The sequence below is a fragment of the Sphingomonas astragali genome, assembly GCF_051400615.1.
Taxonomy (GTDB): Bacteria; Pseudomonadota; Alphaproteobacteria; order Sphingomonadales; family Sphingomonadaceae; genus Sphingomonas.
The window spans coordinates 675,038-690,047 of the sequence record NZ_JBLFFH010000002.1 but is presented as its reverse complement, the minus strand read 5'-3'; the positions used below and the strand labels follow the sequence as shown (position 1 = coordinate 690,047).

The 15,010-nt window shown below is 64.5% G+C and carries 16 protein-coding genes; 7 read left to right on the top strand and 9 right to left on the bottom strand.

From position 1 onward, the window contains the following. Positions 1–13 precede the first annotated feature (13 nt). The 9 genes from ACMGER_RS11580 to ACMGER_RS11540 form a co-directional block, all read right to left on the bottom strand. Positions 14–277: a hypothetical protein gene (locus ACMGER_RS11580; RefSeq protein ID WP_436812293.1), complete on the bottom strand. Its 264-nt coding sequence runs from the start codon at positions 275–277 to the stop codon at positions 14–16. A 102-nt stretch (positions 278–379) separates the two neighbouring features. Then, complete coding sequence (locus ACMGER_RS11575; protein WP_436812292.1) at positions 380–1,738, bottom strand: secretin GspD/PilQ domain-containing protein; 1,359 nt, start codon at positions 1,736–1,738, stop codon at positions 380–382. Continuing rightward, complete coding sequence (locus tag ACMGER_RS11570; RefSeq protein WP_436812291.1) at positions 1,677–2,747, bottom strand: zonular occludens toxin domain-containing protein; 1,071 nt, start codon at positions 2,745–2,747, stop codon at positions 1,677–1,679. The genes ACMGER_RS11575 and ACMGER_RS11570 overlap by 62 nt, the downstream gene beginning before the upstream one ends. After that, positions 2,747–2,965, bottom strand: a complete 219-nt coding sequence (locus tag ACMGER_RS11565; RefSeq protein ID WP_436812290.1) for a hypothetical protein — start codon at positions 2,963–2,965, stop codon at positions 2,747–2,749. The genes ACMGER_RS11570 and ACMGER_RS11565 overlap by 1 nt, the downstream gene beginning before the upstream one ends. Positions 2,966–3,035: 70 nt before the next feature. Continuing rightward, positions 3,036–4,646, bottom strand: coding sequence for a hypothetical protein (locus tag ACMGER_RS11560; RefSeq protein ID WP_436812289.1), 1,611 nt, complete (start codon positions 4,644–4,646; stop codon positions 3,036–3,038). Between the two features lie 138 nt (positions 4,647–4,784). Beyond that, positions 4,785–4,946 (bottom strand): hypothetical protein, encoded by a 162-nt coding sequence (locus ACMGER_RS11555; RefSeq protein ID WP_436812288.1) that lies wholly within the window; start codon positions 4,944–4,946, stop codon positions 4,785–4,787. Between the two features lie 74 nt (positions 4,947–5,020). After that, positions 5,021–5,491 carry a hypothetical protein gene (locus tag ACMGER_RS11550; RefSeq protein WP_436812287.1) on the bottom strand — a complete coding sequence of 157 codons (471 nt, stop codon included), beginning with the start codon at positions 5,489–5,491 and terminating at the stop codon, positions 5,021–5,023. Beyond that, positions 5,491–5,691, bottom strand: a complete 201-nt coding sequence (locus tag ACMGER_RS11545) for a hypothetical protein (protein WP_436812286.1) — start codon at positions 5,689–5,691, stop codon at positions 5,491–5,493. Before ACMGER_RS11545 ends, ACMGER_RS11550 begins: the two co-directional genes overlap by 1 nt. A 114-nt stretch (positions 5,692–5,805) precedes the next feature. Beyond that, positions 5,806–6,114, bottom strand: coding sequence for a hypothetical protein (locus ACMGER_RS11540; RefSeq protein ID WP_436812285.1), 309 nt, complete (start codon positions 6,112–6,114; stop codon positions 5,806–5,808). A 783-nt stretch (positions 6,115–6,897) separates the two neighbouring features. Here ACMGER_RS11540 and ACMGER_RS11535 point away from each other — a divergent pair. From ACMGER_RS11535 to ACMGER_RS11505, 7 genes are read left to right on the top strand one after another with little or no spacing between them, the layout of a single operon-like run. Continuing rightward, entirely contained in the window at positions 6,898–7,317 is a 420-nt protein-coding gene (locus tag ACMGER_RS11535) for a hypothetical protein (protein ID WP_436812284.1), read from the top strand. Between the two features lie 29 nt (positions 7,318–7,346). Further along, complete coding sequence (locus tag ACMGER_RS11530; protein ID WP_436812283.1) at positions 7,347–7,622, top strand: PqqD family protein; 276 nt, start codon at positions 7,347–7,349, stop codon at positions 7,620–7,622. 13 nt (positions 7,623–7,635) lie between these two features. Continuing rightward, entirely contained in the window at positions 7,636–9,246 is a 1,611-nt protein-coding gene (locus ACMGER_RS11525) for a phytoene desaturase family protein (RefSeq protein WP_436812282.1), read from the top strand. A gap of 50 nt (positions 9,247–9,296) precedes the next feature. Beyond that, entirely contained in the window at positions 9,297–9,596 is a 300-nt protein-coding gene (locus ACMGER_RS11520) for a hypothetical protein (protein ID WP_233786398.1), read from the top strand. A 33-nt stretch (positions 9,597–9,629) separates the two neighbouring features. Next, on the top strand, positions 9,630–11,057 hold the full coding sequence (gene cysS / locus ACMGER_RS11515; protein WP_436812281.1) for a cysteine--tRNA ligase: 1,428 nt from the start codon (positions 9,630–9,632) through the stop codon (positions 11,055–11,057). Between the two features lie 40 nt (positions 11,058–11,097). Continuing rightward, entirely contained in the window at positions 11,098–12,033 is a 936-nt protein-coding gene (locus ACMGER_RS11510; RefSeq protein WP_436812280.1) for a D-2-hydroxyacid dehydrogenase, read from the top strand. Between the two features lie 46 nt (positions 12,034–12,079). After that, a complete protein-coding gene (locus tag ACMGER_RS11505; RefSeq protein WP_436812279.1) occupies positions 12,080–14,932 on the top strand; it encodes a valine--tRNA ligase in 2,853 nt (950 codons plus the stop codon). The last annotated feature ends 78 nt before the right edge of the window (positions 14,933–15,010 follow it).

The following is a 15,010-nucleotide window of genomic DNA, read 5'->3' as shown; positions in this document are numbered from 1 at the left end:
TAGGGATGGCGGTTTAATCAGCGAGCGGTAGCGCCAAACCTGACTTGGCCGCGAACTGCCTAGCGACACAGCGGGCCTTACTCTCGTTGACTCCCATCGCTTCGATGAATTCGATCTGCAGCGCCGGTTTCACCTCGGAGAAGAAGGCGAAGACAGATGCGTCAAATGAACTCGCGCTCTCCGGATCAGCGATTTTCGCGGCAAGCTGGTGCGCTGAAAGGTTCACCCCATATGGGGCGTTGACGGTCGACAGCACCTTTGTCGTCACGCTGTTCATAGTCCGACTACGCTCCCGCCAGTCTATAGCCTGCTCGTCCGCAACTCCAGACCTCTGGAAGGCGAGGCGTGCGAGTTGCAGACCTGCAACTGTCGGGCGCAATCAGAGCCTCGGGTACACGGCGTAACGTACGTGACCCCAGCTCGGCGAATGCGGCGCCTCATGCTTCGCACGCACGTAAGCAATGTAGATCAACTTGATCCTATGACGGTGCTTGCTCGAGCCGAGCGGAATGAAACCCAAGAACGTATCCTTCGTCCTATCAGTCGCCTGATCGTCGAGATTCGAGATTACGCTCACGCAGCCGAAACAGACCTCCATCTCACCGGTCAGCGAACGCGTTTCGAAAACGGGTGCGGTCGAGGTTCCGCCGGCAACTGATTGGTCCTGCAGATCGACGGCGAGACGCACAACATTATCGAGCACAGTCGGACGCACGCGCATCGTAAGACCGGTCGGCTGATAGCTAACCGCCTGAGTCACACGACCGGTCGAGCTCTCGGTGAGAGCCGAGATCACGGGCACCGAACCACCATTCTTAGACTCGATGTCACGCCCGCTGGTGATATACCCGGACCAGCGCTTAACAACCCTGAGCTGGCGCGAGGTTTCGAGCGCGTCAAAATTTACGCTAAGCCCTCCAACATCAATCGACAAACCGCCACCGGCGGATCCGAGCGAAGCACCGATGCCGAGTGCGTCGCCGACGATTGACAGCGAACGCGAGCTGGTCTGGACATCACCGACAGCAACGGCTGCGATCTCGACATATGCGCGAGCGAGCGGCTGATCGACCTGCTCTAGAATCTCACGCGCGGCATCGCGATCGTCCTTGTTTCCAGTCCAAAGGATGAGATCGCCAGATTGGCCGCCGAGAGTTGAGCTGGACGCACCATCAACTCGAGCAGTCCCGACGCCCACCGAAGTGAACGTGCCAATCCCGGCCGACTGTAGCACCGCAAGGAGCTCCTCTGAAGCCCTGTGGCGAACACGATAAACCAGACGAGCACGATCCGCCGGCGCGGCCTCGGTGGGCGCCGAGGAAGCTGGCGTGGGGCCCTCCACAATCAGTGGCGAAACCCCAGACGCAGGAGGAGAAAGCGGGTTGCCCTGCGGCACAAAACCCTCAGGCGGACCATAGGGCTCGATCGTGCCAGGCGTAACACTGGCAACCTTCGGCTGCTCGAGATCGCAGACCACGTCGATACCCTTCTCGCGGCGGAGCGAGAAGCCATTGACCCGAAGCAACGTCTGCAGCGCCTGGCGCGTCATGCTGGACGGCGCGCGGACAGAAACCTTGCCAAGCGCGCCTGTAACGCTCGGACAGATCACATAGGGAGAGTTCGACATCACCCGGTAATATGTGTCGATGACATCGGCCAGCCGGGCCGCGCGAACATCAATTCCCGAGGATGCTTGCACCGGCGCGCTTACCGCCGGCATCGGGCTCGACAGGAGCAAGAGAGCTGTAAGAGATACCATCCGCATCGAGAAAAACACCCATTTCCGTATGAATTGCTGAATCGGCGAGGCGTACAACCACGCCTTCCGGCGTATCGAGCATGAGATATTCGCGGCCGTCGCGGCCAAGCACAGTGCCGAGGATCCGACGCTTGGTACTCGAACTCGACTTAGTCACAGGGGGTTGGCCGACTCCACTCGACGCGGTAGCAGCGAACTGAGCCTTGCCAGGAGCCTTGGCCTCCTCCTGAATGCGCGAAAACCAGCGCCACGCCATAAAGCAGCACGTGAGCGCGATAATCGCTGAGATCGCGATTCCCATCTTCAACCGCTTGAACTGGCCGCCCTTCATGAAGTTGACGCGATCATCGACCATCACTTCCTGACCTGCGCCACCGGCATGGCTCTTGTAGAGCGGGAAGATCTCCGGATCGTACTTTTCCTGATGCACACTCGAGAGCGCGTCACGGATAGGCCGGTCACCCGCGTATACATGCACCACATATCGATCCGGCTTGCCGACATCGATGTGCTTGCGACACTTGGTGACAGTCGACAGCATCGACCGCAGATCCTTGTGGATCATCGTCAGTGCCTGAGCGGCGATGACGATATTGCACGGCATACCGTTATCGTCGGTGTAGTGCCGCGCCATGCGGATGAAGTCGATGACGTGCTCGGGCGGCTTCTTGGTCGTTCCGAAATAGCGGGCCGCCTCGTCGACGATCAGCAGGTCGCCCGGCTGCACGGTCGCTTCCGAAAAAGCGTCATCCACCTCCCTCGCGGTCGGAATGAAGCCAGGTTTGACAATGTCCTCATCGTCATAGAGCACGATACGATCGCGAACGTCTTTGCCGAGGAATTCGGAGATCGCGTCAGCATTGAGACCGTCAATGTTGGCAACAACGCGCCGATTGGTGTCGCGCAAAGCCGGAACGATCACGTTCTTGACGATCTCGAAGCTCTTTCCGGAGCCTTGGACGCCGAAATATCCGGTGAAGGTCTGCATTACGGGTTGAACCTACGAATGACAAAACGCGCGAGATCGCCCGTCATGACGATGGTGTGATAAGTGACGAAAAGGAAATAGCCGAGCCAATAGACAACAAAGTCCGGCAGCTGATTGAGATAATCGACAAAACCAGTACTCGGGATCAGCGCAACAAGGAATGCGATCCATGCAACAATAACAGTCGCCCTGATCGTCCAGTAAATAATGCCACCCATCGATATCTTCCTCTAATCGATCCGTCCTAACGTGTTCGCATCCTCGCAAGCTTGCTGCGGTGCGCCCACGTTAGGCCGAGATCGCTCGCCGCCACGCGGCGAGACCAGCTGCAAACAAAATGAACGCCTGAATTGCCGCCCGAAATTGCTCAGCGAGAACGCAGTGAAAATCGGTATCAACTCTGAAATCGAGGCCGATCATCTGCATGTTCGGTCCGCGCATATCGATCGACAATGCCGGACACTGCACGTCGCGGAGAATCCACTCAGGCTTCGGAATGCTGTCCAGCAGGCCCTGCAGCGGCGCCATGATGGCGGCTACGGCGCCGTCTTTTTCCGAAGCCGTGGGGGCGACCTCCTTGGTGTAGGTCGGGTTATCCGGGCTAGTGCCGGTCTGCTGACCGGTGCCGGGATTGGGATTGGAGCCCGTATTGTAGACGGGGTTCACGTAAGCCGGGTTGGTCGTGACGTCCTTGGTGCTCGATCCAAGCTGGACCCCCTGACCTGGCGGATTGATCGGCCGCAGCAAATCCCCGAGCGTGAGCTTGAGACCGGGTGACTTCGCCAGCGCATCGGCGACGTCTTGAGCCGTGATCGGATCGGTCGGATCGTACTCGTACCCGCCTTGGCCCTTCGGCATATGGCGCGCGATCTCGTTGCCCAGCGCGGCGAGGGACTCGTTCGACAGCCCCACCTCGAGCTTGCCAGCAAGTGCCGGATTGTCTGCGAGCGCGCCCAACGGATAGCCGACCTGTGACACAGGCTGGTAGATGCGCATCGGCACCTGCGTCGCAGCTGGATAAGAGACGGCGGAAACAGCCAGCACAGTGCCCTGACCATTGTTGACCGTCCAGCCATTCGGAGCATAAATCCTATAGCACTGCGGCGCGGTCGACGAGCACTGCGGCACCTTCCTGGGATTACCGCCAGCAAAATCGACGTAAAAGTCACGAAAACCAACTACGCCAAAATCTAAAAGAGTATGAGATGGCGTTGAAAGATTTGAGAGAGCATTGAGGGCACAGGCCTCTTTATAGACGCTGACTTCTTTAACGATTGCACACCGATTGACGACGAAATTCGATCGAGAAAAGCCCGGTTGATAAACAAGCTCACCGCCATCACCGGTCGGAGTCCACGTCGCGATATGCGCGGTCCCATACTCAGTCTGATACGTAGTTTTAGGAACACTGTTGCCGGTGACATTGGCGTCACTCGTCAGATTTCCTGGGTTTGTCACCCTGGTGTCATCACCACCCGCGAACAGACCCATGACGCCGCCGACTGCGACGCCTGAAGCAATCCCTCCGATAAGCGCTGGAATCGCGCAAAGCGGACTTGCAAAACCGGCCGTGGTTGCAACCGCCACGGCTACACAGCCACCACCCCAAGCGATCGCTCCAGTGAGCCCACCAGCGGCCGCGCCGAATGCCGCGTTCTGTACACGTGCGTTTGACCTAGAGGCTTCGGCGAGACCAATTCCACCGGCGGTGAGCGAGCTTGCGATGAAAGCCTCTCTCGCTGCACCGGTTAGGCCACGACTTTCGGCAACCTTAACGGCCTTCAATTCGATGATTGCGCCCGTCACTTGGGCCGTACGGCCGTTGTAGGAATTGGTATAGGGAACGAGCGCGGTGCTGCCGCCCTTGGTCTGCGCGTCAGCCGGCGCGCACAGGATCAACGCTGCGGCCGAAAGAGCAGCTGTGCGCAAAGCGCGCCGGCCAGAATGCCGCCCAAGAAAACTCCGAAATCCCACAGCATCAAACCTGCCTAAGTTGTTCGAGAGAAAAGGGGGGCGGGTTGCCCCGCCCCCACCGGGTTAGCCCCGGCCGATCTTGTTGAGCAGCGTGCCCGAGGCGCGGTTGCTGAACTTGATCACTGCGATCACGGCGCACACGGCGCCCAGACCGACGAGGAACTCGGCGCTGGAGACAGCACCCGAGATGTTCGAGAAAAGAGTGGTCAGCGCGGACGGCTCCATCTCAATACCTCCAGTTCACACCGGCCCGGCGCCGGCTGCCTTCCCGGGCCCCACGCCCGAAAATTCGTTGAAGCTCAGTCATCGTGATCCCGATGGACGTCGCTGTAGGTGTCAGGGAAAGCCTCACGATAAGACGCGTTGCGTCGCGCCTCGTAGGCTTCTCGATTGCGACGGCGCTCGTCGCGGCCAGGCGCGTGGTGATCCCGGGAAGCGCTGCCCGAGCGGTGTTCAGCGTACGCTTCGCGATTGTCCGCGATCTTCGCGTACCAGGCCTTTACAGCCTCAGTATCGGAGAGGTCGGGCCGATAAACGCGGCGCCCGCGCGCATCGAGGTAGAACATCCGACCAGAGCGCGATGCGGTCACCGGCTCAGCTCCAGCCTGGATCCTGTGGAGCAGCGTCGTCGCGGCGCGAGCGGCGAATATGTTGTACGCCAGCACCGCGCAGACGGCCACCAGTCCGATCAGGAACGGTCCGACGCCGATCTGCACGACTACCTGGCCGAACACGTCGCCAACGCCCGGATTAGAAGCGGAGATCTGCATTAGCGGCGATGCCCATCGATCATGCCGAGCAGAGTGCTGGCGGCGAAAGCGATCATCCCGGGAAGCATCACAAGCATAAAGCCGCACGCGAACGCGAGCGTGATATTCTCAGGATTAACAGCGAAAACGACGTCATTGATCGACGCCTGCTGATTAAGCGGACAAGGGGTGTCAGCGACCTTGCAGAAAAACTGGTACATAGCCCGAACCCGCCTCGCGGAAGGACAAGCCCGCTCAGGGCTTCAGTTCATAGGAACAGGGGGGCAACCCTGAGCGGGCGACGAGAGGCCGGCTTGTTCGAACCGGCCCAGGAACTACGCGGCCTTGAGAGACGTGCGCTGCGTGGCAGCGCCCACACGAACGAGCTTCACGTTGCGCCGCAGCCGCAGCACCTCGCGCCCCTTTTCGTCGCGCATCACGTAGGCGGCCGACGCATCGATCGCGTAGCCCGCACCAGGCTCGTACGTCTCACCGGGATTCGAGATCACCTTGAACTTGGTAACCTCCTCGACGCCGTCACGATCGACGCTGCGGAGGACAGCCACCTGCTCGAAGAAGTGATAATTGCCGTTGGCATTCGTGCCCTTGATTTCACGCGGTGGAATATTCAGAATCTCGATCATATCAATTTAACCTCAGCACCATCTAACTGAGGATAATTTATCTCGCGAAGGCTTATTCCCAAAGGATAAAAAACCGATATTTATTTATCCATTGCCTGCTCGCAGATACCGTTGACTATGGTACCCGCACTCTCTTCAACATCGGGAAATGGATGGAGTTACCTGTGGAGCCAATGTTAGAGACATGTATCGATTTGCTGCAGGCAGCATGGCATCTGGAGGATAGTGAATTCGAACTGCTGCTAGGTGTCCCTGCTGGATGGCTCGGCGCATGGCGCGTGCATGAACGTCACGACGTTCCCTGGCCGCGCGTTAGGCGCCTGCTTCGATTCCACAGGGCCCTCCAGTTCGTCGCGCGACCGCCCAACTACGGCGAGTACCTCAAGCGTCGGTGGCGAGCTGACAGTCCGATCGGCCATCGCTCAATCCTCCAGACGATCCTTACCGACGGAGATCCGGCAATGGACTTAATCGAGCAGTACATCACCAGCATCTGAGGACGAATATGAGCAAAACAAGGATGCGCCTGCGAAAGAGTCTCCTTCCGCTGATCGACCCCTATAAACGGCGAAGCGCGCGGAAAGCAGGTTAGACATATGTGGCGGGGCGCCGCAGATTTCCGTAACTGTTTTCGGGTGAGTTAGACAACCTAAGTGCTTGTATTTGCCTAATTAGAGCACTCCGGCTCGGGCCTCCATTTTCCGCGAGGAAACGGCTCCGCGACGGGCACGGTTTGTCGCCTCGGGCTGGCTTTCCGCGCCCGAGGCGGGCAGGGGGAGGCGCATGGAACTGGTAAACGCGTACGCTCGGATCATCGCGCATATCACCGAGCTCTGCGGTGGCAGCGACAAGTTCGCCCATACCTACATCGGGCTGGCGATCTGGCTCGTCACGCTGATCGTGACGCGCCGGCCGCTGACGGATTGGCGCGCGCTGGTCCCGCTGATGCTGCTGGAAGGCGCCAACGAGGTCATGGATCGGCTCAGTGTCGGCTCCTGGATGCCGTCGGAGACGCTGAAGGACATCGCCGCCACGCTGTTCTGGCCGGTGACGATCATCCTGCTCGTGCGGATCGGCGCGATACGGCTATCGGCCCGGGAAGGCGAGGCGGACCGCGACGCGCTGGAAAGCTCGAACTCGGATGCAACTCCCGCGCTTGCCCGGACGCAACGGATTGACCCGCCCCGCGCCGCCGCGAGATGATCCCCGCCGCAACCGGCGAGGAGCGGGCCATGAACGAGATGATCGCGGCGCGGCGCGCGGGGCTGATCGAGGCGGAGGTCGACGGCGAGCTGCTGGGGCTGCACGTCGAGAAGGGCTATTGCTACGGCTTCAATCCCACGGCGACGCGCATTTGGGCGCTGATCGAGATGCCGAGGAGCGTCAGCAGCCTGTGCGAGACGCTGAGCGAGGAGTTCGAGGTGGCGCCGGATGCGGCGCGTCCCGACGTGGTGGCGGTGCTGGAGGAGCTGGAGCGCGAAGGGCTGGTCGAGCTGACGCCGGCGTGAACCGGGACCATCGATGACGCGGCGCTACGACGCGATCGTCATCGGCGGCGGGCACAACGGGCTGGTCTGCGCCTTCTACCTCGCGCGCGCGGGGCTGAAGGTCTGCGTGCTGGAGGCGCGCGCCGTCGTCGGCGGCGCCGCGGTGACCGAGGAGTTCGCGCCCGGTTTCCGCAATTCGGCCGCGAGCTACACCGTCAGCCTGCTCCAGCCCCGGGTGATCCGCGACATGCGGCTCCACGATCACGGCTATCGCGTGGTCCTGCGCCCCCTCGCCAATTTCCTGCCGTTGCCGGACGGACGGTCGCTGGCGATGGGCGGCGGCATGATGTCGACTCGGGCGGAAGTGGCGAAATTCTCCACCGCCGATGCCGAGGCGCTGCCGGCCTATCAGGCAGCGCTCGACCGGATTGCCGACGTGCTGCGCGACCTCGCGCTGCGCATCCCGCCCAATGCCGGCGAAGGGCTCGCGACGCTGCTCGATGCGGCGCGGCAGGGGCGGCGGCTCGGGCGGCTCGACCTCGCGGGCCGGCGGGACCTCCTCGAGCTCTTCACGCGAAGCGCGCGCGAATTCCTCGATCGTTGGTTCGAGAGCGATCCGGTGAAGGCGGTGTTCGGCTTCGATTCGGTGGTCGGCAACCATGCCGGACCGAGCACGCCCGGTTCGGCCTATGTGCTGCTCCACCACGTCTTCGGGGAGGTGAATGGGGAGAAGGGCGCCTGGGGCCATGCGATCGGCGGCATGGGCGCGATCACTCAGGCGATGGCGGCGGCGTGCCGGGACGCGGGCGTTGCCATCCGCACCGAGGCGCCGGTCGCGCGCGTGATGACCGAACGGGGCAGGGCGGCCGGCGTGCAGCTCGCGAGCGGCGAGCTGATCGCGGCGCCGGTCGTGGTCGCCAATATCGGGCCGAAGCCGCTCTACGAGACGCTCGTCGATCCCGTCGACCTGCCCGCCGACTTCCGCGCCCGCATCGCCGCCTATCAGGTGGGCTCGGGCAGCTTCCGCATGAACGTCGCGCTCTCCGGGCTGCCGCGCTTCACCGCCCGGCCGCAGCCCGGGCCCCATCTCGGCGCCGGCATCATCCTCGCACCCTCGCTCGACTATATGGACGCCGCTTTCGAGGGGGCGCGGGCCGGGGGCTGGACGCGTCGTCCGGTGGTGGAGATGCTGATCCCCTCGACGCTCGACGACGGCCTCGCGCCCCCCGGCGCGCATGTCGCGAGCCTGTTCTGCCAGGGCTTCTCGCCGTCGCTCCCCGACGGCCGGAGCTGGGACGACGAACGCGAGGCGGCGGCCGATGCGATCCTCGATGTGGTGGAAGGCTACGCTCCCGGCTTCAAGGCATCGGTGATCGCCCGCCAGATCCATTCGCCGCTCGATCTGGAGCGGAAGTTCGGCCTCGCCGGCGGGGACATCTTCCATGGCCGCATGTCGCTCGACCAGCTGTGGGCGGCGCGGCCGGTGCTGGGCCACGGCAGCTACCGCGCGCCCATTCCGGGCCTGTGGATGTGCGGCGCCGGCACGCATCCCGGCGGCGGCGTCACCGGCGGGCCGGGGCACAATGCCGCGCACGCGATCCTGCGCGAGCGCTCGCTGCTCGGCCGCTGGCGCCGCCGCGGCTGAGCCGGAACGGCGCGGGCGCCGGCGCGTTCGGCGCCGGGAGGAGAGTGACGATGACCGATATCGCCGAGACGCCGCCCGCCGTGCGCATCGCCCGCGTGATCGCCGCCGCGGCGCTCAGCCCCAATGCCGAGGGGCCGCAGGGCTCGGAGCGGCCGGTGTCCGACGCGGTGGACGACGCCTGGCGGCTGGAGGTCGACCGCGCCCGCGCGATCCTGCGCACCCTGCGCGAGCCGACCCGCACGATGGTCGCCGCCGGCAATGCCGCGCGCGGCGACGCCGCCGAAGTGTGGAGCGCGATGGTCCGCGCCGCGATCGAAGAGGAGGAAAGCGCCGAGGGAATCGCGCTCTAGCCTCAGGCTGCGAAGCCGCGCTAAGGCGCCCCCATGACCGGCGCACCGCTCAGGCTCTACAACAGCCTCACCCGCTCGCTCGAAGAGTTCCGCCCGATCCGCCCCGGCGAGGCGCGCGTCTATTCGTGCGGGCCCACGGTCTACAACTACCAGCACATCGGCAACATGCGCGCGTACATCTTCGCCGACACGCTCGGCCGCACGCTGCGCTGGAAAGGCTATGACCTCCGCCACGTCATCAACATCACCGACGTCGGCCACCTGACCTCCGATGCCGACGCCGGCGAGGACAAGATGGAGAAGGCGGCCGCCGCCCAGGCCAAGTCGATCTGGGAGATCGCCGCGCATTATACCGAGGCGTTCAAGCGCGATATCGCCCGGCTCAACATCACCCCGCCGATGCTGTGGTCGGTCGCGACCGATCACATCCCGGAGATGATCGACTTCGCACGAAAGATCGAGAAGAGCTGCTATCAGATTGAATCCGGTCTCTATTTCGATGTCACTACCGTACCTGACTATGGTAGCCTCGCCCGCGCCGGCGCCGACGAGGGCGAAAGCCGCATCGATCCGGTCGAAGGCAAGCGCCATCCGCAGGACTTCGCGATCTGGCGCACCTCGGCGCCGGACGAGCGCCGCCAGATGGAATGGGATTCTCCGTGGGGACGGGGCGCGCCGGGCTGGCACCTCGAATGCTCGGTGATGAGCCTCAAGCATCTCGGCCACCCGTTCGACATCCACACCGGCGGCATCGACCACCGCGAGATCCACCACCCCAACGAGATCGCGCAGAACCAGGCTCATTGCGTGTGCCCGCATCCTGGTGCAAACATCTGGATGCACAACAATTTCCTCGTGGACCGCGGCGGCAAGATGTCGAAGTCGGCGGGCGGCTTCCTGACCTTGCAGACGCTCGTCGATGCGGGCGTGCATCCGCTCGCCTATCGCCTGATGTGCCTCCAGGCGCATTATCGCAGCGAACTGGAGTTCACCTGGCACAATCTGTTCGCGGCGCTGACGCGGCTGAAGCGGCTGGTGCAGGGGACCGAGAGGCTGGCAGCGCGGTTCGATGCCGAGCCGCGCGGATCGCTGGATGTCGCCGAGGTGCGCGAGGTCGAGGAAGCGATGAGCGACGATCTCAACACCGCTCGCGCGCTGGTGCTGCTCGAGAGCGTGGTGGCCGGCAAGGGTCATGCCGGCGATCGCTTCACCGCCGTGCGCAAGATCGACCGCGTGCTCGGCCTCAGGCTCGCCACCCTTCACCGCACCGAGCTGCGCGTGCGTCCCGTCAATGCCGTGATCGACGAGGCGACGATCGAGGTCCGGCTCGCCGAGCGCAAGGAAGCGCGTGCTGCCAAGGACTTCGCCCGGTCTGATGCGATTCGTGATGAGCTGGCGGCGGCAGGTGTCGAGGTGATGGACGGCGACCCGCTGGAGTGGGACTGGAAGCTGAGCTTCTAAGCCCCTCCCCGTGCCGGGGAGGATTTGGTAGGCCACCGACATGAAAGCCGTCCTCCCCGCGCTCGCCCGTCCGCTGCTCGAGCCGCGCCTGCCGGCCGGTCTCGATGTCGCCTGGTTCGTCACCCGCGACGATGCGCGCACGATGATCGCCGACGCCGACATCGCCTGGGTCGACATGCAGCGCTCCGTCCATACCGCCGAGGCGATCGCGGCCGGCCGCCGGCTCAAATGGGTCAACACCCTCTACGCCGGCGTCGACCCGTTCGATCTCGCCAGGCTCGACGCGGACGGCACCATCCTCACCAACGGCGTCGGCATCAACGCGGTCGCGGTGGCCGAATATGCCGTGATGGGCGTGCTCGCCGCCGCCAAGCGCTTCGACGAGGTGGTGCGCATGGCCGACCGGCGCGAATGGTCGACCGACGCACCCGGCAAGGCCGAGCTCCACGAGACCGCCGCGCTGATCGTCGGCTATGGCGCGATCGGCCGGCTGATCGGCGAGCGGCTCGCCGCATTCGGCGTCGGCATCACCGGCGTCACCCGCTCGGGCCGTGACGGCACCCTCACCCCCGATCAGTGGAAGCCGCGCCTCGGCGAGTTCGACTGGGTGATCCTCGCCGCGCCTTCGACGGACGAGACCCAGGCGCTGCTCGGCACCGACGATCTCCGCGCGATGAAGCCCTCCGCCTGGCTGATCAACATCGCCCGCGGCGACATGGTCGACCAGGACGCGCTGATCGAGGCGCTGGAGAAGCGCCGCATCGCCGGCGCCTTCCTCGATACGGTCACGCCCGAGCCGCTGCCGTCGCACCACCCTTTGTGGTCCGCGCCCAACGTGATCCTGACCATGCATCTCGCCGGCCGCAGCCAGACCAGGATGTTCGTCCGCGCCGCCGAGCTGTTCCTCGACAACCTCGACGCCTTCCTCGCCGGCCGGCCGATGCGCAACGTCGTCGACCTCGACCGCGGCTATTGAGCGCCGCCCGGTTGTATCGACGCGCGGGGCGGCTATGGACGCCGGCATGACCGAGCTGCCGAAGACCTTCGACCCCGTCGAGATCGAATCCCGCTGGTACCAGCATTGGGAGAGCAACGGGCTGTTCCGCCCGGAACGCCCCGGCGCCGAGCCCTGGACGATCGTCAACCCGCCGCCCAACGTCACCGGCAGCCTCCACATCGGCCATGCGCTCGACAACACGCTGCAGGACATCCTCGTCCGCCACGCGCGCCTCAACGGCAAGGACGCGCTGTGGGTGGTCGGCACCGACCATGCCGGCATCGCCACGCAGATGGTGGTCGAGCGCGAGATGGCGCTCCGTCAGCAGCGGCGCACCGACTTCACCCGCGAGGAGTTCGTCGCCAAGGTGCGGGAGTGGAAGGAGCAGTCGGGCGGCCAGATCACCCGCCAGCTCCGCCGCCTTGGCTGCTCGATGGACTGGGCCAACGAGCGCTTCACCATGGATGAGGGCTTCTCGAAGGCGGTCCTCAAGGTGTTCGTCGACCTCTACCGCCAGGGCCTGCTCTACCGCGACAAGAGGCTGGTGAACTGGGACCCCGGCCTCGGCACCGCGATCAGCGATCTCGAGGTCGAGACGGTGGAGAAGCAGGGCAGCTTCTGGCATCTCAAGTACCCGCTGGAAGACGGCAGCGGCTTCATCTCGGTCGCGACCACGCGGCCGGAAACGATGCTCGCCGACATGGCGGTGGCGGTGAACCCCGAGGACGAACGCTACAAGGCGCTGGTGGGGAAAAAGGTGCGCCTGCCGATCACCGGCCGCCTCGTCCCGATCGTCGCCGACGAGCACGCCGACCCGGAGCTCGGCTCGGGCGCGGTCAAGATCACGCCGGGGCACGACTTCAACGACTTCGAGGTCGGCAAGCGCGCCGGCATCGAGCCGCGCGACATGCTCAACATGCTCGACGCCAAGGGCCAGGTCGCCCAGACCGCCGACGGGCTGATCCCGGCGGACCTGGTCGGTCTCGACCGCTTCGAGGCGCGCGACCGCATCGTCAAGCTGCTGGAGGGCGAGGGCGCGCTCGAACGGGTCGAGGACCGCGTGATCCAGACGCCCTACGGCGACCGCTCGGGCGTGGTGATCGAGCCGTGGCTCACCGACCAATGGTACGTCGACGCCGCGACGCTGGCCAAGCCGGCGATCGAAGCGGTGCGCTCGGGCGCGATCGAGATCGTGCCGAAGACGTGGGAGAAAACCTTCTTCAACTGGATGGAGAACATCCAGCCCTGGTGCGTGTCGCGACAGCTGTGGTGGGGGCACCGGATTCCGGCGTGGTTTGGCATCTCGAAAGAGTGGTTGGAGCAGAATTCGACCAAATCATATCGCGAAATCGGCAGCGAGATATTCAACGGTGCCATTCCCGATCAAGCAATTTTCGTCGCCGAGACCGAGGCAGAGGCCATCGAACAAGCTGAGCACTATTACGGCGATGAATTCCAGGTGGTTATCAGCCAAATGGAAGAGGGTGCGCATCCGGCACGGCAGGACAGCGGCAAGTCCGTGGTTGTGATAAGCCGTGACGCTGACGTGCTCGACACCTGGTTCTCCTCCGCGTTGTGGCCGTTCGCGACGATGGGCTGGCCGGAGGATGCGGACCCGAAGCTCCACGGCCGCTACCCTAACGACGTGCTCATCTCCGGCTTCGACATCCTGTTCTTCTGGGATGCGCGGATGATTATGCAGGGGCTGCACTTCATGGGCGACGTGCCGTTCCGCACGCTTTACCTGCACGGCCTGGTCCGCGCCGCCGACGGCGCCAAGATGTCCAAGTCCAAGGGCAACACCGTCGATCCGCTCGGCCTGATCGACCGATACGGCGCCGACGCGCTGCGCTTCTTCATGGCGGCGATGGAGAGCCAGGGCCGCGACATCAAGATGGATGAGCGCCGCGTCGAGGGCTATCGCAACTTCGCGACCAAGCTGTGGAACGCCGCGCGCTTCTGCCAGGCGAACGGCATCGGCGCCTCGCAGCATCTGGAGCCGCCGGCGGCGAGCCTCGCCGTCAATCGCTGGATCATCGGCGAGACGATCCAGACGGTGCAGGCGGTCGACCTCGCGCTCGCCGACCTGCGCTTCGACGGCGCGGCGGACGCGATCTATCATTTCGTGTGGAGCCGCTTCTGCGACTGGTACTTGGAGCTGATCAAGCCGGTGCTCCAGGGCGGCGAGCCGGGCAGCTTCTCCGGCGACGAGATGCGCGAAGCGCTGGGCGCTCAAGGTCCCGCCGCGGAGACGTGCGCGGTCGCCGGCTGGGTGCTCGACCAGATCCTGGTGCTGCTCCACCCGTTCATGCCCTTCATCACCGAGGAGCTGTGGTCCAAGATGGGCGAGCGCGGTTATGAGCTGATCGTCGCGAAATGGCCGATGGCGGATGCCCGCGCGCTCGATCCCGAGGCGGGCAGGGAGATCGACTGGCTGATCCGCCTCGTCGGCGAAATCCGGGCCGCCCGCACGGAGCTCAACGTGCCGCCGGGCGCCCGGCTGCCGCTGCACGTCCGCGACGCCGCTCCGGCGACGGAGGCGCGCCTGGCGAACCAGGCAGCCGCCATCGCCCGCCTGGCGCGGGTCGATCAGGCGGAGGGGGACCTGCCGGCCGGCGGTGCGCTTCAGATCGTGGTGGATGAGGCGACCTTCGTGATCCCGCTCCAGGGCGTGATCGACCTCGACGCCGAGCGCGCCCGCCTCGCCAAGGCGATCGCTGCGGCGGAGAAGGAGCGCGATGGTCTCGCCGGACGCCTCGGCAATCCGAGCTTCGTCGAGCGCGCCAAGCCCGAGGCGGTGGAGAGGGCTCGCGCCGATCACGCCGAGAAGGCGGCGGAAGCGGAACGCCTGACGGCAGCGCTGGCGCGCCTTGGATGAAACTCCGTCCCAACCGTCACCCCGGCCTTGTGCCGGGGACCACCCATCTGCGAGCGCAGACCTCGCGGCTCCGTGGAT

Excerpts from the sequence above, each read along its gene's own strand:
- ACMGER_RS11580 (WP_436812293.1), bottom strand. The coding sequence starts at position 277 with ATGAACAGCGTGACGACAAAGGTGCTGTCGACCGTCAACGCCCCATAT.
- ACMGER_RS11570 (WP_436812291.1), bottom strand. The coding sequence starts at position 2,747 with ATGCAGACCTTCACCGGATATTTCGGCGTCCAAGGCTCCGGAAAGAGC.
- ACMGER_RS11565 (WP_436812290.1), bottom strand. The coding sequence starts at position 2,965 with ATGGGTGGCATTATTTACTGGACGATCAGGGCGACTGTTATTGTTGCA.
- ACMGER_RS11555 (WP_436812288.1), bottom strand. The coding sequence starts at position 4,946 with ATGGAGCCGTCCGCGCTGACCACTCTTTTCTCGAACATCTCGGGTGCT.
- ACMGER_RS11550 (WP_436812287.1), bottom strand. The coding sequence starts at position 5,491 with ATGCAGATCTCCGCTTCTAATCCGGGCGTTGGCGACGTGTTCGGCCAG.
- ACMGER_RS11545 (WP_436812286.1), bottom strand. The coding sequence starts at position 5,691 with ATGTACCAGTTTTTCTGCAAGGTCGCTGACACCCCTTGTCCGCTTAAT.
- ACMGER_RS11540 (WP_436812285.1), bottom strand. The coding sequence starts at position 6,114 with ATGATCGAGATTCTGAATATTCCACCGCGTGAAATCAAGGGCACGAAT.
- ACMGER_RS11535 (WP_436812284.1), top strand. The coding sequence starts at position 6,898 with ATGGAACTGGTAAACGCGTACGCTCGGATCATCGCGCATATCACCGAG.
- ACMGER_RS11530 (WP_436812283.1), top strand. The coding sequence starts at position 7,347 with ATGAACGAGATGATCGCGGCGCGGCGCGCGGGGCTGATCGAGGCGGAG.
- ACMGER_RS11525 (WP_436812282.1), top strand. The coding sequence starts at position 7,636 with ATGACGCGGCGCTACGACGCGATCGTCATCGGCGGCGGGCACAACGGG.
- ACMGER_RS11520 (WP_233786398.1), top strand. The coding sequence starts at position 9,297 with ATGACCGATATCGCCGAGACGCCGCCCGCCGTGCGCATCGCCCGCGTG.
- cysS (WP_436812281.1), top strand. The coding sequence starts at position 9,630 with ATGACCGGCGCACCGCTCAGGCTCTACAACAGCCTCACCCGCTCGCTC.
- ACMGER_RS11510 (WP_436812280.1), top strand. The coding sequence starts at position 11,098 with ATGAAAGCCGTCCTCCCCGCGCTCGCCCGTCCGCTGCTCGAGCCGCGC.
- ACMGER_RS11505 (WP_436812279.1), top strand. The coding sequence starts at position 12,080 with ATGACCGAGCTGCCGAAGACCTTCGACCCCGTCGAGATCGAATCCCGC.